The following is a 23,274-nucleotide window of genomic DNA, read 5'->3' as shown; positions in this document are numbered from 1 at the left end:
TGCAAAGGTTTTAAAGCCTATTTTTAGGTAAAACCTGATGTTTAATTGGTGTTTGATTCTTAAAAATAATTAAAGAAGGCTTTGTAAAAAGATATAGCGGAAAGCCCGACCTCGCCCTAAGGCGTGGTAACCCCCAAAAAACAATATGGAAAAACAAGAAGAGGAATGGTTTACATCGTGGTTTGACACGCCGTATTACCATATTTTATACAAAGACAGGGATGATACAGAGGCGCATGCGTTTATGGACACCCTTAGTGATTATTTGAATATGCCTGAGGGCGGGAAAATTTTGGATTTGGCCTGCGGAAAAGGAAGGCACTCGGTATATTTAAACAAAATTGGTTATAATGTTACTGGTGTTGATTTAAGTGAAAACAGCATTAATTATGCTAAACAATTTGAAAACGATAGCTTGAAATTTGAGGTTCACGATATGTGCAACCCTTACTCTGAAACCTTTGATGGCGTTTTTAACTTGTTTACAAGTTTTGGGTATTTTGATGATGAAGCCGATAATTTAAGAACCATAAAGGCTATAAAAGCCAATTTAAACGATTATGGTTTTGGTGTTATTGATTTTATGAATTCGGATTATGTCATTGATAATTTAGTGCCAGAGGAAGTAAAAACGGTTGATGGTATCGATTTTTATTTGAAGCGCTACGTGGAAGATGGCTATATTATTAAGGATATTGCATTTAAAGACGATGGTAAGGATTTTAAATATCAGGAGCGCGTACGTGGTTTTACTTTAACCGATTTTGAAACGCTTTTTGAACAAGCCGACGTGCATTTACTTGATGTTTTTGGAGATTATAAATTGGGCCAATTTAGAAAAGCCTTCTCGGAACGTTTAGTAATGATTTTTAAATAAATAATTGCAACGTTTTTTGATCTAGAAAAACTTAAACACTCATTTTTTGAGCTTATTTTTAAATGAATAAATTTATATTTCCTGTAATTGCTGTTATTTTAGGCGTGCTAATAGCGACTATTACCAAGAATAAAAAGTCTTGGAACATGAAGCTTATGCTCTCTTTTAGTGGGGCTTTTTTATTGGCTTTAACCTTATTTGAATTATTGCCTGAAGTCTATGCGCATCTCGATTCTAAACAAACGGGATTGTTTATTATGATCGGGATTTTACTGCAAATTATTTTGGAGTTGTTCTCTAAAGGTGCTGAGCATGGGCATGTACACATACATAAAAACGAAACGCTTTTTCCTTGGTGGTTATTTGTAAGTTTGTGTTTGCACAGTTTATTGGAAGGTTTCCCGATACACGAGCATAACGATATGGTTTATGGTGTTTTAATACATAAAATACCAATTGCGACGCTTATAAGCATGTTTTTATTTCAGTCGAGTTTTAGTAAAACTAAAATTGCTGTGTTTTTAGTGATTTTTGCTTTAATGACACCGTTAGGAACTTTAATTTCGAATACAGCTAATTTAACAGAAACCTTTGCTCACGGTATTAACGCTGTGGTTATTGGTATGTTTTTCCATATATCGACTACTATTCTATTTGAAAGTAGCGACGGACATAAGTTTAACCTTAGTAAATTTGTGGCTATTATTTTAGGCGTTGGAATTGCTTATTTGATTTAGAATCTAAATCAAATAAGCATTCTGATTTTTATAGCATTCTGCCTAAGGCTTTGCAGAAATTGGGATAGATGTATATTTCTTAAAATGTCCAAGCTAGAATACGAGACACTTTATTTCCTTGTCCCATATTAATCACTTTAACTTCTGTAGCGCCTAGTTTTTTAAGCGATTTTTGCATTCCTTTTACTAAATCTTTTTTAGACACTAAGGTTGTAAACCATTTACAGCTTTCTTTATGCAATGAGCTTTCATATAAGTAAGTATGTAAAAAAGCTTTCTCGCCACCTTTATAACAAAGCTCATTATTGGTACCCGAAAAATTACGGACTATTTTATCTGTCTTTTTACCTAAATTCTTTAATTTTCTAGTGGTTGCTTCGTCAGCTTCTTCTTCAGAATTAAAAAACGGAGGATTACATATGGACACTGCAAAAGTCTCACCCTCATCTAAAATACCATTAAAAATTTCGGCACTATCTTCTTGATGGCGCAGCTTAATAGCATTACCCATCTTGTTTTTATCTATTATTCTTTGCGCATTTTTTAACGAAGCGCCATCAATATCTGTAGCCACAAACTCCCAGTTATATTCTGCATGGCCCAAAAGTGGATAAATACAACTTGCACCGGTACCAATATCTAATATTTTAACGCCGTTTTCTGTGTTTGCTTTTTTAACTAAATGTGCTATATGGTGCAAATAATCTACGCGGCCAGGAATTGGTGGACATAAATTCTCCTCAGGAAACTCCCAAAACTTAATACCGTAATCTTTTAGTAATAAAGCCGTATTAAGCGCTTTTACAGCCTTAGGTTTAGCAAAATCTATAGTTACCGTTTGGTGTCTATTTTCGAAAACAAAGGGCTTTAATTCTGGATATACATTACATAAAGCCTCTAAATCGTAACCCGATTTATGCTTATTTTTTGGATGAAAATTTGGAGTTGTTTTGATAATTTCTAGTTTAAAATTTCTATTATAATGCCAACACTACTAATAACTAAACACAACGGTGCATAATAGGTTGTATCCATGGTGCCAAAAGTAGTCTGTTTTACGTTCTTAAAAAAGCCAACATATTTAAAATCGCCAATAGCACGAATAAAAAACAACAATGCTATAATCCAGCCAGTGTACTCCATAACCCAATGGGGTAAATAAACCCTTACTACGCCCGACTTATAAAAGTAAAAACAACAAAATGATAATAGTGCAAAGCCAACAATAGCACTATCCATTTTTTTAGGATTTAAAACTCGCTCACCGTTTTCTTTCGTGGGTAGTGATACTTCAAAACCAAATGTTCCGCCAGAAAACCAATTAAAATGAATAACCGTAAGTACAAGAAATACAACACTTAATAATAGAGATAAAACAGCAACCATAATAATTAACGGAGTTTATACTACAAATTTAATAATTTGAACCTCGTTTTAGATATTGAAACGATTTCTTTTATCTTAGCTCCTAAATAAACTAGTTGAGATGTTAAAAGCTGTAATTTTCGATATGGATGGTGTAATAATAGATAGCGAACCACTGCACCACGCTGCGTATCACAAAATGTTTAGTGATGTTGGTGCAAATGTTTCTAATGAACTATACGAATCTTACACTGGGCAGTCTACACTTAACGTGTGCAAACAAGTTAAAGATCATTTTAATTTAGATGAAACCCCAGAAGCTCTCGTAGCGATAAAAAGAAAACATTACGAATACATTTTTGAAAACGATAAAGATTTCGATTTAATAGATGGCGTTTTAGATTTAATTAAAAACTATCATGCTAATGGGCTTACTCTGGTTTTAGCATCATCGGCATCTATGCCAAGTATTGAACGAATTTTTAAACGTTTCGATTTAAACCAATATTTTAAGGCCAAATTAAGTGGTGCCGATTTAAAAGCATCTAAACCACACCCAGAAATTTTTGTAAAAGCAGCCGAATCATCAGGCTTTAAAGCATCGGAATGTATGGTTATTGAAGACTCTACCAACGGTATTAAAGCTGCAAACGATGCGCATATATTTTGCGTAGGTTTTGATAGTGTACATTCAAAAAACCAGGATTATACCAATGCTAACCTAAAAATTGAAGATTTTAAAACTATTACCTTCGATAAAATTACGACGCATTTCTAGAACCTAATACCTAAATAATAGATTTCCTCTACCCTACACATTATAGATTTGTATGTTGCTATTATATGTTCTAATTTTAAATTTAGAGCTTTAATCTTCTTCTATTTTCAACTCCATTTTACTCGAATTTTCAATTAAATTTAAATTTACACAACCTAATATTTAAATTCGACACCCTATTTTATCTTAAAAAATAAAAATAACAACCTAATTATCAAAGCACTAACACTCACTTCCGTTTTTTGGCACGCTGTTTGTAATTACCTAACTGTATAACATTAAAACATACAGATATGAAAAAGTATATATTCTTATTAGCCGGATTGGTCCTTGCAGGATTCACCGCTAGTGCAGACACAACAACCGCCAACCAAACAAACGAAGCATCAAATATTAACAGAGGTTATGGCAGCTCTTTCATATTTGTTGAAAACGGAATAGAATTTTCGGTATTTGCTGATGGTCAATTCGACTTCAATTTACAACGTCAAACATCAAACGTAAATGTATCATTACATTCTAGAAATCTAGATTTAAGTTTTAACTCTGGGTACGATTATAATGCATATGTGCAGTACGATGAGTATGGTGCAATTATTCAAATAGAAAACACACCTATTTATTACGATTATTACGGTAGAATTTCTCAAGCCGGAAACGTAAACATAAACTACAACAACAATGGTTACATATCTAGAGTTGGTGGACTATATGTACACTACGATCGCTATAACAGATATTCTCATTATACTGGGTTTATCAACGTGTATAACCGTGGTTACATTTACCACCCATGGCACAATTATTACCGCACGCCATCAGTTAATTTCCGTGTAGTATTTAATCGTCCTTACCGTCAACATTATGCTCCAGTGCGTTATGTGTACAACCGTCCGTTTTACAATAACCACCGTCCATCATCAGCTATATATAGCCGTCGCGGAAACACTGTTGCCAGAAACCGTAATTACGCTACAGTAAATAGAAGTTCTAGAAACGTTACAAAAATTAACCGTAACGCACAAACCAGACGTAATGTAACAACTAATAATAACCGTCGTTACACTACAACATCACCAAATAGAAGTTCTAATACAAAAAGCACAAACCGTAATTATACACAACGTGATAATAGTCGTGTGGCAAGAACAACACCAAACAGAACGGTTACTAAAACAACAACTACTAGATCCACTAGACCTAATGCAAAGAGCACAAATACTAGAAATACAACTCGTACGAAAATAAATACGACATCTAAAAATCCAAATACAACTAAGGCTCGTACATATACTAGAAACAGCAATAATACTAGAAGCACTAAACGTGTAGCTACCGTTACTAAAGCACCAAGAACAAGCAATAGTAAAGCCACACAAAGTAGTCGTAAATCTAGCAACAATACAAGATCGACAACCACTACGCGTAGACGATCATAAAAATTTTGGTTGGTTAGTACGAAAATCCCTGTGAACAGTTTGCCTCAAAGCAACATCACGGGGTTTTTCATTTTTAATAGTTTGGGCGTTACCACAAGGGTCGGGCTTTACACTATATCTTTTTTTAGCTCGGGCTACTTTAAATAAATTTAGACTTCTAATTAAAACAAAAGCAAAACCAATACTATTTTCTTAATTCTTAAAAAAAGGATGCCGTTGCAATCCCTAACGCGGGATACGGCTGTGGTGACATATTTTAGAAAGATTACATTATATCCACCACACTCACTCCATTATTCTTTTTAGTAATTTGAATTTGGGTAGAAATACGCTCTTTTAAATTTTCAACGTGAGATATTATACCAATCATTTTACCTTGCGATTGCAAAGTTTCTAAAGTAGAAATAACCGTTTCCAAAGTATTTTTATCCAAGGTTCCGAAACCTTCATCAATAAACAACGAATCGATTTTTACATTTTTACTAGCCAAATCAGACAATCCTAAAGCTAAAGCCAAACTAATAATAAACTTCTCACCACCACTAGATGTGTCTACCAATCTGGCCTGATCTGTTTGGTAATGGTCTATTAAATTAAAATTAAGTTCCTCTTTAGGTTTGTAAGCCTCTTCCATTTTTAAAGAATAACGTTTATTCAATTTATACAAATGGACATTGGCAAGGTCTAATAAATGCTTTAAAGTTAGGCGTTGCACATATACGTTAAAGGCATCTTTAGAATTTCCTATAATTTTAAATAGCTCTCTCCAAACATTGCAAACCGTTTCTTGAGCATCTATTTTTTTATAGATTTCTTTATTTCTATCTCTAATTTCCTTATCCTTTTTAAAGGCTTGTATAATCTCACCTTTTGCCGATAGCAACGTTTTATTAGCTTTATTTAAGTGTTCTAAAGCCAATTTACTCTCGGCCTCAGTAATTTCAAATGTTTTAGATTTTTCTAAATCTACTTTAGCTTTTTCGTTAGATTCTCTGTAAGCTTTTAAACGAAGTTGCTTTTCTTTTATCGCTTCTTTGTGTTTAGTGAACCTCACCAAATCGGCATCTAGAAGTATTGCTTTCTGTACCAATTCTCTTGTATCAAAATCGCTAACTTTTAATTGAGTATTAAAAATAGAATTTAACGTGTCTAGCTTTTCTTTTAAAACTAATACTTCCTTATTCGTTTCTATTTTTAAAGCTTCTTTTTTGTTTTGTAAATCTAAAAACTCCTGGTGTTTCTGTTTACTGAACTCTACCTTTTTAGACAAAGCCATTCGTTCTGTTTGTAAAAGTTCTCGCTTCTGTTCTACAGAAATAGCAATAGGTAAAATAGCTTCACGCTGTTTTTTTAATTGTTCTATTTTAACAGTAGATACTGTAATCGTTTTAGAACAAGTTTCTTCTGCCTTAAGTTGTATTTCTAACTTCTCTTTGTTGTTTTCTAACTTAGTGTTTACAACCGATACACTCGATTTTAATAAGTCTAAATTCTTCTCCTTTTTATTAAAACCAGTAATTGACGTTTTAAGGTTTTCAATAAACTCATTACTCTTTTCTGTTGAAGGTAATTGGTAATTAAATTTAGATAATTTTGCTTCTAACGCGGTCTCTAAATTATTACAGATTTCTTTTAAATCAACAATTAGTTTTTGCTTTTCTGCAATATCCTTATTGCTATTTTTATTCTTTTCAACAAGCGTAGCTACACCATTTTTAATCTTATTAAACCTCTCACTTTGTATTTTAAAAGTATCGTTTAATTTATTACTATCCTTTTGTAATTGTTGAGCTACTTTCAACTTTTCATCTAATAATAAAATATCCTGCGTTATTTGTTTAACCTCAATTTCAATTTGAGCTGTATTCGATAACTCGCAATCTATATTTAATTGTTTCGTCTTTAATTTTAATGCTTTTACTTCATCATTAATTAGACCGTTACGTTGCGTTAAACCATCGATGGTTGTGTTCGCTACAACTTCTTTTTTCTCTAATTCGTTTTTTGAAACAATTAACGCTTGGAGCTTTTCTTTGCGTTTATTAAGTTCTAATTCCGATTTTGAAACACCTACCGAAACCAAATTTTCGGTAAACGGATGCTCTAATGAACCACACAATCCACAAGGTATTCCTTCAGTTAAACTCTGACGATCAGCTTCATATTTAGAAATACTTTTCTCTAAATTTAAAATTTTATCCGCATCTGCAACCGACTTTTCTTTAACTTCAATTTGCTGCTTAACCGCTTGTATTTCCTTTTTACTAACCTCTAATGCCTTTGTAAGCGCTTTTTGTTTCGTTAATAAATCAGTTTGTTCTTTTTCAATTTTAAGTATTTGCTCAGAAAGCGTTTTGAACTGTTTCCAGTTTGTTTCTTTAGTAGCTAATTTCGTTTTAGTAGCTAGTAAATCGGTTAAATTATTTTTAGATAATTTTAAAGTAATTTCAGCTAATAATTTTTCTGTTTTTTCAATTTCGTCAGTTTCAACTTTTAGTAATTTGTTACCATCTTTTAAGCGCGCTTCTGTTTTTTCTACCTCTTCTTTTTTTACAGAAACAAAATCTTGAACTTCTTTTAAACTTTCTTTTTTAGCTTTTAAAGCAGTTAATTCACTTGCCCAATTGGATATTTGTAAATCAACATCCTTCAATAATTTATGCTCAGAAATAAAGCTTTGATCTATTTTTATTTTAGCTTCAGTATCCGCTAAATCTTTATTCAATTTGGTTTGCTCTTCTCTTAAAAGCTTAATTTGGTTGGCTAACGCTTCTAATTCTAAAATTGATTTTTGCTTTTTTTCAGCTTCATTTTTAAGTTTACCATCTAAGCTATTTATAGCATCAAATTTAGGTAACCAATCCGCGAACGTTTTGTCTGCTACATTTAACAAATCCGTTTCTTTTTGAGTTTGTAAACTTAATTTTTCAATCTCTGGTTTTAAGGTTTTAAGCTCAGACTCTAAACGTTCTAATTGTTTAGATTTATCAACAAAATCTTGCTCTGTTCTCTTTAAATTACCAAGTAGCTCCTTAAAAGGTGCTGCTTTTTCATTTAAATCTAACTGTTCTAGCTCTTCTTTATGTTTTTCGATGAATAGATCAAGCTCCTTAGATTCTATTTCTAACTTTTCCGATTCATCAAGTATTTTCTGGAATTTCTTATACCATTCTACAATACTTTGAGTGGTTTTTATCTCCTTTTCAATCTTTAAAATTTCGGTATCGAGTGCTTTATCTGTTTGAGTTAACTCAACCTTAGCTTCTTCTGATAAAACATCATCAGAATTAATTCTAGACTGAATATCTTTAAGCGCATTTTCTTCTTTAGCTTTTCGTTCTTGAATGCTCTGCCCTATCTTTTTATAAATTTCTTCGCCGGTAATTTGTTCTAGCAGCTTTCCTTTCTCCGGGCCTTTAGCTGTTAAAAATGAAGCGAATTCGCCTTGGGCAAGCATTACAGAACGTAAAAACTGATTGTAATCTAATTGAGTCACTCGAACCACTTCTGATATTAAACTCCGTTTCTGACTCGCCAAAATAGCGCCTGTTGTTAAGTTCTTTAAACTAACTTCTTCCTTTGGGTTTTTATACTTTTTACCAGATTTATCGGCAACCTTCATACCCCAAAAGGCATCGTAAATTACATTATCATTTTCAAAAGTGACTCTACTAAAAGCATCATCGGCACCATGGCTAACCACATCTATCAAAGTGCCCTTAGAACCATTAAATCTTGGTACATTATGATATAACGCAATAGTAATAGCATCTAAAATAGTAGTTTTACCAGCTCCTGTAGAACCTGTAATAGCGTACAACCCCACATCTTTAAAATGTTCACTTTCAAAATCTATAACAATAGAAGTATCGGAGCGTAAAGAATTTATATTTTGTAATTCTATTTTTAAAATTTTCATAGTCCTCTACGCTTACTGATTTTTAACAGATTGTAAAATTTCATTAAAAGCATCTTCCACCTCTGGCCGGCTCTCTAAATCAAAACCAATTTCTTTACATTTCAATTTAAAAACTTCAGCTGGTAATAACTCTTTTATCGATTTTGTTTCTTCTAATAACTCCTCAATACCTTTTTGCCTACGCTGCGTTTTCAAAGCCATTTTTAATATTTCAAACGGATACTTTTCTGCTGCTTTTTTTAAATCATCAGTATTTATGGTATGTGTCTCATTAAGCACAATTTCTACCCATGGTGTTAATTGAAATGTATTAGAAACTATCTCTGGAAATGCATCTATACACTCTGCCATGGTGCCTGCCAACTTATAAAACTCTCTAAAACGCGGAACAACAACATCGTCGATGGTGCTTATTTTATTATCTTCAACGGTTAAAACAATAATGTTTTTATCATAAGTTATTTCACTGAAACTCAAAATATTTGGTGAACCTGAATAGCGTACTTTATCATTTTCTCCAATTATTTGAGGTCGATGCAAATGTCCTAAAGCAATATAATCGAAGTACTCAGGGAAATCTTCGGCACCAATATGGCCCAATGTTCCTACATAAATATTTTGCTCACTATCTGAAACAGAGCCTCCTGTTGCAAACAAATGCCCCATAGCGATGACGGGAGCATCGGTGGTATTTACTAGCTTACATTGCACGGCAGCTGCTTGATAATGATTAATTAATGCTGTTTTATATTTATCAATAAGTTCGTCGAAAGATTCTCCTGCAACGGCTCGTCTAATATCACCATCACGCAAGTATGGAACTGCAGCAACAACTACTTTTTCACCTTCGATATCAATTTCAAAAACTTCATCTTCTATCTCTTCAGTTGCTTTACCAACCACTTTAATAGATAAAGCATCCAGAATGTGTTTTGGTGCATTTAAAGTTCCTGCAGAATCGTGATTTCCTCCGGTAATAATAATGGATTTGCAACTTGTGCCTTTCAACTTGACCAAAAAACTATAGTACATTTCTAAACTTTGATTGGAAGGCGAACCCGTATCAAATACATCGCCTGAAATTAAGAGGACGTCTATTTTTTCGGTACTGATATACGTTTCAATCCAACTCAAAAATAAAGTTTGTTCGGCTACTTGAGATTGCTCGTGTAATCTATGTCCTAAATGCCAATCGGCTGTATGAAGTATTTTCAAGTGATGTATGTTTTGTGCTATTTTGGAAAACTCTAAAAAAAATAAGGTAGACAGTCTAAACCATCTTATTCAACGAATTTAGACAAATAAAACCTCAAAATCAAGTTTGAATTAAAGCTTCAAATACTTCTGAAGTAACTTAGAAATATCATCTGAAAATTTAAATTTGAAAACAATAAAACCATAGAGGGCCGCTATTATAATAGACTTTAATGCAATGTTTAAAATAGGGTGAAATGGAAAGTCCCAAAAGTAAAAAAGAACAGCAAAACCTGCAATAAACAAACCTATCTGCAAGGTTTTTGGCGAAAATGGTGAGATTTTAAATTTTGTATGAACAAAATATAACTTAATAGAATTGTATAAAAATACAGCTAAAAACGTAGCTAAACCGGCACCATTGATACCAAGAATAGGAATAAATAAAATATTAAAAGCTACCATAACAATAACTAGAACAACACCTAAAACAAGTACCATTCGGTAATAATCACTATTAAAAAGAATAGCATTGTTACTTCCTAAAAGTGAATCGTATAATTTAACAACACTAATCATAAATACCACGTAAAGACCAACATTAAACTCTTCGGGAATGATTAAATAAAGCTGATTAATATTTAAAACAATCAATAAAAAAATAAAACCACCAACAATAAACAAGTTCAATGAGCTCTTCTTATATAAATCTTCCAAAGCATCATAATCATGTTCGTTTAAAAACTTAGCCGTCATAGGCATGAGTAATTGATGCATAGCACGTTGCGGCACCGCAATAACCGCCGTGATAAATATAGCCACATTGTAATATGCAATTTCTTTAATTGGTATGTAATGCCCAAGCATTACTTTATCCACATCTAAAAGCGACGTGGCTATAGCTCCGGCAATAATTATGAGTCCTGAGTATTTTAAAATTCTACTTAAATCATTAATCTTTTTAAAAGTAAACTTTGGAAACTTTAAGGTAAAAGCATACACTTTCATAATCAACATTCTCACAAAGTAGACAGCAGCCAAACCCGCCATAAATGCTTCTAAATCTATGTAATTAAAATGAAAAGCAAATAACAACAGCATAGTACCAACACGGTGAAAAACTTCTTTCATGAAGTTACCAAAAACCGTTTGCATTTGCACTTTTGCCCAAGAAAAAAACAGCTCGAAATACGCCAAAGAAATCGCTATAACCACTGTATGCCATAAGTATTGTTTAATTATAGGATTTTTATTTGATAATAAATCGCCTATAAAACCATAACCAAAATACGTAAGTAAAACAATAGGAATAATAACGACAATTGGCATTAATAACATAAGTGTTAAAAAGCCATTTAGTGATTCGCGTGTTTTGAATGTTGTATAAAATTTAACTAAAGTATTATGCGCTCCAAAAGCCATTAACGGCATAATAACATAAGCTAAAGAAAGCATATAGCCTACCATACCGTAGTAATCATCACTTAAAAATTTAGTGTAAAGAAATAGCGTATTTATTGCCCCAATTAAAAACCCCAAATACGTAGAGATTATATTTTTAAAAGATTGAGAAGCAACTATGCCCATTATTTTTGATTCAATTTCATTATTAGTACTACGAAGTAAACGCGCAAAATGATAGATTATTAGGGCTTTTTTATAACCGAAGCTAATTTAGAAGTCAAGTTTTTTCTACTATATTTTTGCAAACCAATAACATGTACTTCTAAATTTTTATTTTGATAGCTCTTATAATGCGCCAAGATAGTCGATTTTAACGATTTATAATCTGTGTAGTTAAAGTAGTTTCCGGTATTGGTTTCTTTTATAATATTTTCCACATCGGAATCTTTAGGACCTAAAGCCAAAATAGGACGGTTAGACACCATATATTCAAACAACTTTCCAGGAATAATACATCGAGTTTCTTTAGAATCTATCTCGACTAACAATAAAACCTGCGAGCTTTTTTGATAAATAATAGATTCTTTATGCGATACGTATCCTACGTTATTAACATGCTTGATTAACCCTACTTGCTCTATTGATTTTAAAACGGTCTCACTTACGGCTCCCACAAAATTTAACTGTAAATCTTCCGAGAAATCTTTATTTTCCTGAACGAGTTCCGAGAGTACTTGCCACAGAATTTCAGGATTTCTTTTTGATAATAACGAACCAATATGAGCTATTGTAAATTTAATATCTAGTGGTTTAGCTTCTACCAATTCATAATCGTAGCCATTTGTAATAACCTCAATTGGCTTTTTGGTAATAGCTTCAAATTCTATTTTTGTTACAGAACTAGTAACAACAATATCGTCGGCAGTATTTAAAACCTGCTTTTCTAAAGCTTTGTGCTTTTGTTTAGATTTTTCAGTTAATTTTAACTGCTTATGGTAACCAATAGTAGTCCAAGGGTCTCTAAAATCTGCAATCCATTTTACACCTAATTTTTCTTTAAGCTTTAAACCAATAAGATGCAAACTATGCGGAGGCCCGGTGGTTATAATAGTTGAAATATTTTCCTGTTCTATATAATTTGAAAGATAAGCTACCGATGGTTTTACCCAACTTTTACGCGCATCTGGAATAAAAAAATTTCCACGAATATAAAGCATGGCTTTTTCAATAAAACTTTGCGTTTTCTGTTCGGGAATAATGCCTTTACTAATAGTGCTTGATGATTTTTTTGAAAACAAACTAGCCACCTTATAAGGTTCACTTATAGGCTGTTTTATAATGGTAACATCTTTTGAAACTTCTGAGATTAAACTCGCATCAATTAAAGGATAGTTAGGGTTTTCGGGAATATAAACAATAGGTTCAACATTAAAGTCGGGTAAATATTTTACGAATTTTAACCAACGCTGCACGCCTGGACCTCCTGCAGGTGGCCAGTAATAACTTATTATAAGTACTTTTAGTGCCTTCATTAAAAAAATTTCGATATGCGTAGAAATAAAAAACTATTTCTTTTGAAATCCGTAGAAAAGTCCGCCTAGTAATAAAAGTCCGAATAAAACAGAACTAGCAAGTGCAATTGAGCTTCCTGTTTTCACTACATCTGGATCAAACTTAAACACAATTTCATGTTTTCCTTCCGGGATTTCTAAACCACGTAGCGTATAATTAACACGTATATGCTCGGTCTCTTCACCATCGATAAACGTTTTCCAGCCGTTTCCGTAATACACTTCAGAAAACACTGCAAAACCTTTATTTGCGTTGCTAGAAGCGTATTTTAAATAGTTTGGTTTGTGCTCAACAATTTTTATACTTGCTAAAGAATCAACATTAAACTTTTTTGTTTCCGTTGGAATTATGTCATCTTTTCCTTTAGCAAAAACAGCAACATGCTTATTATCTAAACTATCCAAAGCTTTAATTTCTTCGTTAGCAGAATCTACCTTTTTAAGTTCGCTAATAAACCAAGCCGCACCATTCGCATCTCTATTGGTGTATGGAAAGGTTTCTCCTTTTTCACCTTGAGCAATAATATATTTGGTATTAAACATATTAAGCACATTCATATTATTTTGAGAAATATAAAAATCGAAAACCTCACGATAGCGCTTTAACTCAGCGGCATTATAACCATTTAAAGAATTATGAAAATATGATGGTTTTGATCGTCCTGAAACTAAATCGTAAACGCGATAATAACTTTTATCTTGTAAAATAGCTTTATCAACCTCGTTAGCTTCAAAAGGCTTGTTCATTTTAATAGAAGATACAAAATCGTCACTATTTACATATCTTTTATCCACTCCAATTAAATCGAACATTAATAGCACAGCAAAGCCTATAATCAGTAAGTTTTCTTTTAATTTTCCTTTTAAATAGTTCCAAATTAAACCAGCCGATAGCAGTACTAAAATTAAACTTCTAAGTGTATCTGTTGTAAAAACACTTTTTCTATCTTCTCTTATGGCATCTACAAAATCTTGTCCGTAATTCTGACGGTAAAAACCATCGTTAACGCCAACAAAATCAAATAAAGACGATTTCATTACTAAAAATAAAAGCGCTAAACCACCAGTAATTATTGTAGCATACTTTAACGCATTTAGCTTTTCTTCTTCTTTTTCAAAAGTATTGAACAAACGCACCAAACCAAAAATCCCTAATACTGGTATACATAACTCCAATAAAACTTGTATGGAAGTTACCGCTCTAAATTTGTTATACATTGGTACGTAATCGATAAAAAAGTTGGTTAAAAACCCTAAGTTTTTACCGTAAGACAATAATAAAGAAAATAGCGTGCCGCCAACAAGCCACCATTTTAAACGCCCTTTTACTAAAAATAAAGCAAATACAAACAGAAATAAAATAACAGCTCCTACATATGCCGGTGCTTCTACAATGGGTTGATCACCCCAATACAAGGGTGCTCGTTTTGCCTCCTCGGCGGCCTGAGTTGTTGTAGCTCCTAATTTTCTAAAAGCTTCATAAGTAGCAGAATCTTTACCAACATTTTCACCATTACCACCTCCCATAAATCGAGGTATAAATAGGTTAAAAGTTTCAGCAAAACCATAACTAAATTGCGTGATATAGTCTTTATCTAATCCGTTTGAAACTACTTTTGGAGATCCATCGGCATTAATGGTTAGTTCCGTTTTACCACGTGTACTTTCTTTTACATACTCTTGCGTAGCCATTACACCTGTTGCATTTAAAGCAATAGCCAAAATAACTGCTGCGAATAAAATACCAACCGATTTAAAAAAATGAGGTAAAACTTGCTTTTTATAGGCATCGACTAAATAAGCTATTCCTAAAATAAGCACGAGTAACATCAAATAGTAAGTCATTTGGAAGTGGTTCGATACAATTTCTAAACCCATTGCCAAAACGGTTAGTAAAAAACCAGCTATATATTTCCGCCTAAAAGTGAGTATTATTCCGCTTAAAACTAACGGCATATACGCAATAGCATGCGCTTTACTGTTGTGGCCTACACCTAAGATAATAATTAAATATGTTGAAAACCCAAAGGCTAAGGCACCCAAAGCTGCGAGTTTATAATCCACTTTAAGCACTAATAGCAGTACATAAAAACTCATTAAATATAAAAATAAATAATCTGCAGGACGAGGTAAAAATCGTAGTGCAGCATCAACTTTTTTAATGTAATTATGAGGATATCTTGCGCCTAATTGATAGGTTGGCATTCCCGCAAAAGCCCCATTGGTCCAATAGGTTTCTACGCCAGTTTCAGCTTTAAAATCCTTTTGCTGCTTGCTCATGCCTATAAACTGAACAATATCACTTTGATAAATTTCTTTTCCTTGTAAAACGGGGCTAAAATAAGCCAAAGACAATATTACAAACCCTAGAAGTACCAAGATATGCGGAAGTATGCGTTTAATTGAAAATTGCATAAAAGTAGTTTAAAACAATGAATGTGAAAATTAGTAATTATTTTCTTAGCATAGAAGTTCAACTCTAATTTTAAGAACATTATGCTTTCGCGGAAATAAAAAAAGAATTTGCCTTAATCTACTTCTTCGTAATCCACATAGTCACCAACATCTTTATTAGACGTTCGTGTATTCGGGATTTTATCGATAGTCACTTCTCCTTCTTTCTTTGCAGGCTGTTGTTGTTGTTTTTGAAACTGACCACCAAAACGCTCTTCTGCTTTTTTTACAGCAAACTTCATTAAAAAAGGTGCAAAGATTCTAGAAAGCACTTTAAATAAATAATAGACTAAAACAATTATAAATATGGTTCTTAATAAACCCATAAGTCAAACTTTTGATTAAAACTAACAACAAAAATACAATTCTATACGTTTAAAAAACATTGAAAAATGATAAAAAATATATAAAATATCTATATTTGAAAACCCTTAATCATTAGTACTTAAAATTATAAAATCTGCGCGTGTGCACAACGCGTTAAAAATTTCAACTATGAAAGCTATCAAATCGATTTTAATTCTCCTACTCACATTTTTTTCAACCCAAGCATTTTGCCAATATACCGATGTTATAAACTCTAACAGACCGGGTGTTTCCAGAAGTGCGTTTTCTGTAGGAACCAATGTAGCTCAATTTGAAGTTGGCCCCTATATAATTGAAGAAGAGCGCACGCCAGCCATAGGATATAAAGTCTCAGGATTTGGTGCCGATTTTGCTGTACGTTACGGGTTATTATGGGAACAATTAGAATTAAATTTTGAAGGAAACTACCAAAGTGACAATAAATCTTATTTTTCAAATTTAGATAACAAAGATCGTCGTTCTAATTTTAAATATTTAACTCTTGGAGCTAAATATTTAGTTTACGACCCTTACAAAAACGCAGAAGATGATAAACCGAACCTTTACAGTTGGAAAGCAAACCACACCTTTAAATGGAAATCGTTAATTCCTGCCATAGCAATTTATGCTGGTGCAAACTTTGATACACCAGATAATCCATATACTGCAGATGCTATAGAAGGTTTCAGCCCTAAAGTAATGATTGCTACACAAAACAACTTTTCTGGAGGCTGGGTTTTTGTAATGAATTTAATAAAAGACCGCATAGGCACAGATCAATCGGACTTTTCATACATCCTAACCTTAACGCATTCTTTTAGTCCACAATGGGTTGTTTTCGGAGAAACACAAGGTATTCAAAGTGATTATTACGCCGATAATTTGTTTAGATTTGGTGGCGCTTATTTATGGGGTAAAGATTTTCAGCTAGATACCGCTTTAACATTCAATACAAAAGATACACCATCTGTTTTTAGTGTAAATTTCGGAATGTCTTACCGATTAGATTTCCATAAAGATAAAGAAATTGATAATGGAAACTCAATTGAAGATACCGCTAAAAGATCAGGAAATAAAAAGAAAAAAAGCGGCAAAAAAGCAGCAAAAAAAACTACAAAAAAACCAAAAAGAGACGCTATAGATTTTGAAGATTAATTAAGATAAATCTATCATAAAAGTATTATGATTACACTAAAAGAAGTAAAAACTAAAAAAGACTTAAAGGTATTTGTAAAATTTCCTTTCACACTTTATAAAGACTGTAAATATTGGACACCTCCTATTATTAGTCAGGAGATGAACACCTTTGATAAAAATGAAAACCCCGTTTTTAAAGACGCCGAAGCACAGTTATTTTTAGCTTATAAAAATAATATTATTGTTGGGCGAATTGCAGCTATTACTAACAATTTAGAGATTGACAATCAAAACATAAAAAAAATGCGTTTTGGCTGGTTCGATTTTATAGACGATTTAGAAGTTTCTAAAACTTTACTTGATAAGGTTTCAGAAATCGGAAAAAGTAAAAACCTAGAATTTACAGAAGGCCCTGTTGGATTCTCTAACCTTGATAAGGTTGGTGTTATGACGGAAGGTTTTGATAGCATTGCACCCATGGTTACCTGGTACAATCATGCCTACTATATCAAGCATTATGAAGCGGCTGGATACGAGATTGAAAAATCTTATTCAGAAAGTCGTTTTCCTTTTGAAAATGTAAAACCAGAATTTTTTAAAAAGGCACAAGAACTAATAAAAAGACGCTACCAACTAAAAGCTTTAAAATTCACTAAAACGAGTGAAGTAATGCCTTATGTCGATAAGATGTTCGATTTATTTAACGCAAGCTATGCTTCGTTATCATCATTTGTAGCTATAAATGATATTCAAAAAGCATATTTTAAAAAGAAATTTATCAGTTTCGTAAATCCTGAATACATCAAATTTGTTGTAGATAAAAATGATGAACTGGTAGGTTTTGCTATTGTTATGCCTGCATTTGCCGAAGCTTTAAAAAAGATGAATGGAAAACTCTTTCCTTTCGGCTTTAGGCATATTTTGAGTGCTAAAAAAAATAGTAAAGATGTTATTTTCTATTTAATAGGAATTCATCCAGACTACCAAAACAAAGGTGTACATGCCGTAATTTTTAATGAGTACTACGAGACTTTTAAAGAAAAAGGTATACAAACCTGCTTTAGAACTCCAGAGCTTGAAGATAACCACGCCATACACCAAATATGGAAACATTTTGATCCGGTAGTTTATAAAAGAAGAAAAACTTATAAAAAGCTACTTTAGATTTATAATAAAACTAAAAAACCGATTCAATTAAAATTGAATCGGTTTTTTTATAATCTATTTTATTTGTGAAACTACTCACCCATTGCTGCCATAACTGAAGCAGATAAACGTTTGTAAGTTCCATTTTCTAAACGCTCTCTAATAGCATCAAATGCATTTAAAGTTTCAGAAACATCTTCTAATGTATGTGTTGCAGTAGGAATTAATCTTAATAAAATTAAACCTTTTGGAATTACAGGGTAAACAACTATTGAACAGAAAATACCGTAGTTCTCTCTTAAATCTTTTACTAAAGCCATAGCCTCAGGAATAGACCCTTTTAAATATACTGGTGTTACGCAACTTTGCGTTGTACCAATATCAAAACCACGCTCTTTTAATCCAGATTGTAATGCATTTACGTTTTCCCATAATTTTGCTTTTAATTCTGGCATAGTTCTAAGCATATCTAAACGCTTAAGAGCTCCAGCAACTAATTGCATTTGCAAAGATTTTGCAAACATTTGAGAACGTAAATTATATTTTAAATAATCGATTATTTCTTTATCACCAGCAATAAAAGCACCTGTACTTGCTAAAGACTTAGCGAAAGTTGCAAAATATACATCAATATCATCTTGCACGCCTTGCTCTTCTCCAGCTCCTGCTCCTGTTGCTCCCAAAGTTCCAAAACCGTGTGCATCATCAACAAATAATCTGAAAGTAAATTTCTTTTTAAGCTCAACTATTTCTTTTAAACGTCCTTGCTCTCCACGCATTCCAAAAACACCTTCAGAAATCACTAAAATCCCTCCTCCAGTTTGTTCTGCCATTTTAGTAGCACGCTCCAAGTTTTTCTCTAAACTTTCAATGTCATTATGTTTATAAGTAAAACGCTTACCCATGTGTAAACGCACACCATCAATAATACAAGCGTGAGCATCTACATCGTAAACAATAATATCATCTTTAGAAACTAAAGCATCAATGGTAGATACCATACCTTGGTATCCAAAGTTTAATAAATAAGCAGCTTCTTTACTTACAAAAGACGCTAATTCATTTTGAAGTTGTTCGTGTAAATCTGTATGACCAGACATCATTCTTGCCCCCATTGGGTAAGCAGAACCATATTGTGCTGCAGCTTCCGCATCTACTTTACGAACTTCTGGATGATTGGCTAAACCTAAGTAGTCATTAATACTCCATGTGATTACGTCTTTTCCTTGAAACTTCATTCTATTAGAAATTTCGCCTTCCAATTTTGGGAATACAAAATAACCTTCAGCCTGAGACGCCCACTTTCCTAGTGGTCCTTTGTCTTTATAAATCTTTTCAAATAAATCCTTCATCTATTATAAATGGTATTGCTATTAAACTTTAGATATAACTATAACCTATTAAACAACTTTTCAGGAACACAAACAGAACGAGTTGTTTATGAAAGAATCAAGAATGTTTTGGTTTTAGTCAGTCCGTGCAAAATTAAATATTTATATGGTTTGAACATAATTTTTTACCATGCATTTACGAAATATAGACAATAAAGTTAAAAAAATGAGCTATATCGATTTTTTAAAGCATAAAAAAAGTCCATATTTTACAAATTTGTAAATTATGGACCGGTATTATATTCTGTATTTAATTATTTTATGTATTGAATACTTTGCGCTGCTGCTTCATTTTGAGAATCAAAGAAACCTTGATCGCTCATCCATTTATCACTATAAACTTTGCTCATATAACGAGAACCGTGATCTGGATAAATTACAACAATTTTATCTCCCTTTTTAAACTCACCTAGTTCTCCAAGTTGTTTAATAGCTTGTGTTGCTGCACCAGACGTATAACCAACAAACATGCCTTCTGTTCTTGCAATTTCTCTAGCCGTATGCGCACTTTCTTCATCGGTAACTTTTACAAATTGATCTATTATATCAAAATCTGTAGCACCGGGAATCAAATTTTTACCTAAGCCTTCTATTCTATATGGATAAATTTCTTTTTCGTCGAATTCTCTAGTTTCATGATATTTTTTAATAACCGAACCAAAAGCATCAACACCAATTACTTTTATATTTGGGTTTTGTTCTTTTAAATATTTTGCTGTTCCAGAAATGGTTCCTCCAGTACCACTACACGCTACTAAATGCGTTATTTGCCCTTCTGTTTGTTTCCAAATTTCTGGCCCTGTAGAATTGTAATGTGCATCAATATTTAACTGATTGAAATACTGATTGATATAAACTGAACCTTTTAACTCCTCATGAATACGTTTTGCTACTTGGTAGTACGATCTTGGATCGTCTGCACTAACATGAGCAGGACAAACATAAACTTTAGCCCCCATAGTACGCAACATATCAATTTTATCTGGAGAAGATTTTGAACTTACTGCTAACACACACTCGTATCCTTTAATAATACTCACCATTGCAATACTAAAACCAGTGTTACCAGAAGTAGTTTCTACAATTGTATCACCAGGTTTTAAAATGCCTTTCTTTTCGGCTTCTTCTATAATATAAAGTGCTATTCTATCTTTTGATGATTGTCCTGGATTAAAACATTCTACTTTAGCGTAAAAATCTCCTTCGAACTTAGAGGTAATTCTATTTAGCTTTACTAAAGGTGTATTGCCAACTAACTCTAATACATTATCAAATACTTGATTTCTGTGTTTCATAAATTCAATTTACAAGTTGCACGATATAAAAAATCTATGCTTCTTAAAACTTGACAAAAATAAGACATTTTTTTTTATTAGCGCTTAATTCCCTCTAAATCTAGTAAAAATGCGTATTCTAGCGCAACTTCCTTAAGACTTTCAAAACGTCCGGAAGCGCCACCATGACCCGATTCCATATCGGTTTGCAACATTAATATATTACTATCTGTTTTCAATTCTCTAAGTTTTGCAACCCACTTTGCAGGTTCCCAATATTGCACTTGAGAATCATGTAGACCTGTTGTAACTAGCATATTGGGGTAGTCTTTAGCCTCTACATTATCGTAAGGTGAATACGATTTCATGTAATGGTAATACTCCTCATTATTTGGATTTCCCCACTCATCGTACTCGCCTGTCGTTAAAGGAATTGTATCGTCTAACATGGTAGTAACCACATCTACAAATGGTACGGCTGCCAAAACTCCATTGTACAATTCCGGATTCATATTAATTATAGCGCCCATTAATAAACCTCCTGCCGAACCGCCATAAGCATATAAATGTTTATTTGAAGTATAATTTTCTTCAATTAAAAACTGAGAGCAATCTATGAAGTCGGTAAAAGTATTTTTCTTGGTTAATAGTTTTCCAGTTTCATACCAATGGCGTCCTAAATATTCTCCGCCACGAATATGGGCAATGGCATAAACAAAACCACGGTCTAGTAAACTTAAACGAATTGTAGAAAACGAAGGGTCTGTTGTTGAGCCATAAGAACCATATGCATATTGCAATAATGGATTAGTACCATCTAACTTTATTCCTTTTTTATAAACTAAAGACATTGGCACTTTTACACCATCGCGTGCTGTTGCCCAAACACGCTTAGATTCGTAATTTTCTTTATTAAATTTCCCTCCTAAAACCTCTTGTTCCTTTTTAACTTCGCTCGTTTTAGTTTTAAAATTATAATCCATTACCGAACTTGGGTTGGTTAACGAATTAAACCCATAACGCATAACATCGCTATCAAAATCAGGATTATTACCAATGTAAGATGTATAGGTCTCTGAGTTGAAAGGTAGGTAATAATCTTCGCTCCCATCCCAACTTATTATTCTTATGTTATTTAATCCATTTTCACGCTCATTAACAACTAAATAATCTTTAAAAATCTCGATATCTTCTAATAAAACAGCTTCTCTATGTGGTAATAAATCTTTCCAATTTTCTTTCTCTGTAGCTGTTTCACTTGTTTTTAACAGTTTAAAGTTAGTAGCGCCATCACAATTAGAAATAACGTAAAACGCATCATCATAATGTGCGATACTATATTCCATATCATCAGTTCTTTCTTGAAACATTTTAAAGTCGGCATCCGGAGTATCTGCACTTAAAATTTGATACTCTGAAGACAATGTACTCGAAGAGCCTATAACAATATATTTTTTAGATTTTGTTTTGTAAACAAAGGTATTAAAGGTTTCATCGGCTTCCTGATAAACCTCAATATCTGCTTTAGAATCGCTATGTAGTTTATGCTTAAAAATTTTATGAGAACGCAATGTAACAGCATCCTTCATGGTGTAAAATAATGTTTTATTATCGTTTGCCCATGTGGCACTTCCGGTAGTATTTAAAATTTTATCGCTTAAAACTTCGCCTGTTTCTAAATTTTTAATTTGAACCGTATATTGCCTTCTGCTTACAGTATCTGTAGAAAAAGCTGCCATTTTGTTATCAGGACTTATAGAAATCCCTCCTAAACTAAAATAAGATTCGTTTTTAGCCATTTCATTACAATCGAATAAAATTTCCTCTTCAGCTTCTAAACTTTCTTTTTTACGAAGGTATATAGGATAATCTTTCCCCGTTTCATAACGTGTAATATACCAATACCCGTTTAACTTATAAGGTAAGGACGAATCGTCCTCCTTAATTCTACCCTTCATTTCTTCAAATAAATCTTTCTGAAAACCTTCGGTATGCTCCATCATAGCTTTAGTATAGGCATTTTCAGCATTTAAATACTCTATAACCTCAGGGTTCTCACGATTGTTTAACCAATAATAATTATCGATTCTAACATCATTGTGAATTTCTAATGTTTTTGATATTTTTTTAGCTGAAGGCATAGCGACTTCATTTGTAGATTTACTCATATTTATATTTTTACACGAAGCGGCAAAAGTAAAACTTAAGCATAAAAGAATAGTCGAAATTTTCATTTTTCATTT

General features: G+C 32.6%; 17 protein-coding genes. 6 read left to right on the top strand and 11 right to left on the bottom strand.

Features of this window, described 5'->3' with window-relative positions; all coding sequences use genetic code 11:
* Positions 1–145 precede the first annotated feature (145 nt).
* Together ACJJV4_RS18035 and ACJJV4_RS18030 are read left to right on the top strand one after the other, a co-directional pair.
* Positions 146–877, top strand: a complete 732-nt coding sequence (locus ACJJV4_RS18035) for a class I SAM-dependent methyltransferase (RefSeq protein ID WP_405296788.1) — start codon at positions 146–148, stop codon at positions 875–877.
* 62 nt (positions 878–939) lie between these two features.
* Positions 940–1,614, top strand: a complete 675-nt coding sequence (locus tag ACJJV4_RS18030) for a ZIP family metal transporter (RefSeq protein WP_405296787.1) — start codon at positions 940–942, stop codon at positions 1,612–1,614.
* A gap of 79 nt (positions 1,615–1,693) precedes the next feature.
* Here the strand turns inward: ACJJV4_RS18030 and rlmF are convergent, their stop codons facing one another.
* Positions 1,694–2,569: a 23S rRNA (adenine(1618)-N(6))-methyltransferase RlmF gene (gene rlmF, locus ACJJV4_RS18025; protein WP_405297066.1), complete on the bottom strand. Its 876-nt coding sequence runs from the start codon at positions 2,567–2,569 to the stop codon at positions 1,694–1,696.
* A 5-nt stretch (positions 2,570–2,574) separates the two neighbouring features.
* Positions 2,575–3,000 carry a DUF3995 domain-containing protein gene (locus ACJJV4_RS18020; protein ID WP_405296786.1) on the bottom strand — a complete coding sequence of 142 codons (426 nt, stop codon included), beginning with the start codon at positions 2,998–3,000 and terminating at the stop codon, positions 2,575–2,577.
* 100 nt (positions 3,001–3,100) lie between these two features.
* Here ACJJV4_RS18020 and ACJJV4_RS18015 point away from each other — a divergent pair, with 100 nt between their 5' ends.
* Positions 3,101–3,757 (top strand): HAD family hydrolase, encoded by a 657-nt coding sequence (locus ACJJV4_RS18015; RefSeq protein WP_405296785.1) that lies wholly within the window; start codon positions 3,101–3,103, stop codon positions 3,755–3,757.
* A 293-nt stretch (positions 3,758–4,050) separates the two neighbouring features.
* Positions 4,051–5,196, top strand: a complete 1,146-nt coding sequence (locus ACJJV4_RS18010; protein ID WP_405296784.1) for a hypothetical protein — start codon at positions 4,051–4,053, stop codon at positions 5,194–5,196.
* A 265-nt stretch (positions 5,197–5,461) separates the two neighbouring features.
* Here ACJJV4_RS18010 and ACJJV4_RS18005 read toward each other — a convergent pair whose 3' ends face one another.
* The 6 genes from ACJJV4_RS18005 to ACJJV4_RS17980 all read right to left on the bottom strand — a co-directional run bounded on the left by ACJJV4_RS18005 (position 5,462) and on the right by ACJJV4_RS17980 (position 16,064).
* Positions 5,462–9,115, bottom strand: a complete 3,654-nt coding sequence (locus tag ACJJV4_RS18005; protein ID WP_405296783.1) for an AAA family ATPase — start codon at positions 9,113–9,115, stop codon at positions 5,462–5,464.
* A 12-nt stretch (positions 9,116–9,127) separates the two neighbouring features.
* Positions 9,128–10,330, bottom strand: a complete 1,203-nt coding sequence (gene sbcD, locus ACJJV4_RS18000) for an exonuclease subunit SbcD (protein ID WP_405296782.1) — start codon at positions 10,328–10,330, stop codon at positions 9,128–9,130.
* Between the two features lie 111 nt (positions 10,331–10,441).
* Complete coding sequence (locus ACJJV4_RS17995) at positions 10,442–11,896, bottom strand: polysaccharide biosynthesis C-terminal domain-containing protein (protein WP_405296781.1); 1,455 nt, start codon at positions 11,894–11,896, stop codon at positions 10,442–10,444.
* 59 nt (positions 11,897–11,955) lie between these two features.
* The gene (locus ACJJV4_RS17990) at positions 11,956–13,245 is read right to left on the bottom strand and encodes a glycosyltransferase family 4 protein (RefSeq protein ID WP_405296780.1); all 1,290 of its coding nucleotides are present in this window, start codon (positions 13,243–13,245) and stop codon (positions 11,956–11,958) included.
* A gap of 33 nt (positions 13,246–13,278) precedes the next feature.
* Positions 13,279–15,699: a YfhO family protein gene (locus ACJJV4_RS17985; RefSeq protein ID WP_405296779.1), complete on the bottom strand. Its 2,421-nt coding sequence runs from the start codon at positions 15,697–15,699 to the stop codon at positions 13,279–13,281.
* A 113-nt stretch (positions 15,700–15,812) separates the two neighbouring features.
* Entirely contained in the window at positions 15,813–16,064 is a 252-nt protein-coding gene (locus ACJJV4_RS17980; protein WP_405296778.1) for a DUF4834 family protein, read from the bottom strand.
* A 169-nt stretch (positions 16,065–16,233) separates the two neighbouring features.
* Between ACJJV4_RS17980 and ACJJV4_RS17975 the strand changes: the two genes are divergently transcribed.
* Together ACJJV4_RS17975 and ACJJV4_RS17970 are read left to right on the top strand one after the other, a co-directional pair.
* Positions 16,234–17,238 (top strand): transporter, encoded by a 1,005-nt coding sequence (locus tag ACJJV4_RS17975; RefSeq protein WP_405296777.1) that lies wholly within the window; start codon positions 16,234–16,236, stop codon positions 17,236–17,238.
* Positions 17,239–17,265: 27 nt separating this feature from the next.
* On the top strand, positions 17,266–18,384 hold the full coding sequence (locus ACJJV4_RS17970; protein WP_405296776.1) for a GTP cyclohydrolase: 1,119 nt from the start codon (positions 17,266–17,268) through the stop codon (positions 18,382–18,384).
* A 74-nt stretch (positions 18,385–18,458) separates the two neighbouring features.
* Here the strand turns inward: ACJJV4_RS17970 and ACJJV4_RS17965 are convergent, their stop codons facing one another.
* The 3 genes from ACJJV4_RS17965 to ACJJV4_RS17955 form a co-directional block, all read right to left on the bottom strand.
* Positions 18,459–19,718: an aminotransferase class I/II-fold pyridoxal phosphate-dependent enzyme gene (locus ACJJV4_RS17965; RefSeq protein ID WP_405296775.1), complete on the bottom strand. Its 1,260-nt coding sequence runs from the start codon at positions 19,716–19,718 to the stop codon at positions 18,459–18,461.
* A 293-nt stretch (positions 19,719–20,011) separates the two neighbouring features.
* Positions 20,012–21,052, bottom strand: coding sequence for a PLP-dependent cysteine synthase family protein (locus ACJJV4_RS17960; protein ID WP_405296774.1), 1,041 nt, complete (start codon positions 21,050–21,052; stop codon positions 20,012–20,014).
* Positions 21,053–21,129: 77 nt separating this feature from the next.
* Positions 21,130–23,199 carry a S9 family peptidase gene (locus tag ACJJV4_RS17955; RefSeq protein ID WP_405296773.1) on the bottom strand — a complete coding sequence of 690 codons (2,070 nt, stop codon included), beginning with the start codon at positions 23,197–23,199 and terminating at the stop codon, positions 21,130–21,132.
* Positions 23,200–23,274 lie beyond the last annotated feature (75 nt).

Source organism: Algibacter sp. Ld11 (assembly GCF_045066735.1).
Lineage (GTDB): Bacteria > Bacteroidota > Bacteroidia > Flavobacteriales > Flavobacteriaceae > Algibacter.
Note: the sequence above shows the minus strand (reverse complement) of the source record. Positions and strands in the feature narration are given on the sequence as shown.

What these genes read in the sequence shown, in the direction of transcription:
- ACJJV4_RS18005 (WP_405296783.1), bottom strand. Translation starts at nt 9,115, where the DNA reads ATGAAAATTTTAAAAATAGAATTACAAAATATAAATTCTTTACGCTCC.
- ACJJV4_RS17970 (WP_405296776.1), top strand. Translation starts at nt 17,266, where the DNA reads ATGATTACACTAAAAGAAGTAAAAACTAAAAAAGACTTAAAGGTATTT.
- ACJJV4_RS17960 (WP_405296774.1), bottom strand. Translation starts at nt 21,052, where the DNA reads ATGAAACACAGAAATCAAGTATTTGATAATGTATTAGAGTTAGTTGGC.
- ACJJV4_RS18020 (WP_405296786.1), bottom strand. Translation starts at nt 3,000, where the DNA reads ATGGTTGCTGTTTTATCTCTATTATTAAGTGTTGTATTTCTTGTACTT.
- ACJJV4_RS17980 (WP_405296778.1), bottom strand. Translation starts at nt 16,064, where the DNA reads ATGGGTTTATTAAGAACCATATTTATAATTGTTTTAGTCTATTATTTA.
- ACJJV4_RS18010 (WP_405296784.1), top strand. Translation starts at nt 4,051, where the DNA reads ATGAAAAAGTATATATTCTTATTAGCCGGATTGGTCCTTGCAGGATTC.
- ACJJV4_RS18015 (WP_405296785.1), top strand. Translation starts at nt 3,101, where the DNA reads ATGTTAAAAGCTGTAATTTTCGATATGGATGGTGTAATAATAGATAGC.
- ACJJV4_RS18030 (WP_405296787.1), top strand. Translation starts at nt 940, where the DNA reads ATGAATAAATTTATATTTCCTGTAATTGCTGTTATTTTAGGCGTGCTA.
- ACJJV4_RS17955 (WP_405296773.1), bottom strand. Translation starts at nt 23,199, where the DNA reads ATGAGTAAATCTACAAATGAAGTCGCTATGCCTTCAGCTAAAAAAATA.
- ACJJV4_RS17985 (WP_405296779.1), bottom strand. Translation starts at nt 15,699, where the DNA reads ATGCAATTTTCAATTAAACGCATACTTCCGCATATCTTGGTACTTCTA.
- ACJJV4_RS17995 (WP_405296781.1), bottom strand. Translation starts at nt 11,896, where the DNA reads ATGGGCATAGTTGCTTCTCAATCTTTTAAAAATATAATCTCTACGTAT.
- ACJJV4_RS17965 (WP_405296775.1), bottom strand. Translation starts at nt 19,718, where the DNA reads ATGAAGGATTTATTTGAAAAGATTTATAAAGACAAAGGACCACTAGGA.
- ACJJV4_RS17990 (WP_405296780.1), bottom strand. Translation starts at nt 13,245, where the DNA reads ATGAAGGCACTAAAAGTACTTATAATAAGTTATTACTGGCCACCTGCA.
- ACJJV4_RS17975 (WP_405296777.1), top strand. Translation starts at nt 16,234, where the DNA reads ATGAAAGCTATCAAATCGATTTTAATTCTCCTACTCACATTTTTTTCA.
- ACJJV4_RS18035 (WP_405296788.1), top strand. Translation starts at nt 146, where the DNA reads ATGGAAAAACAAGAAGAGGAATGGTTTACATCGTGGTTTGACACGCCG.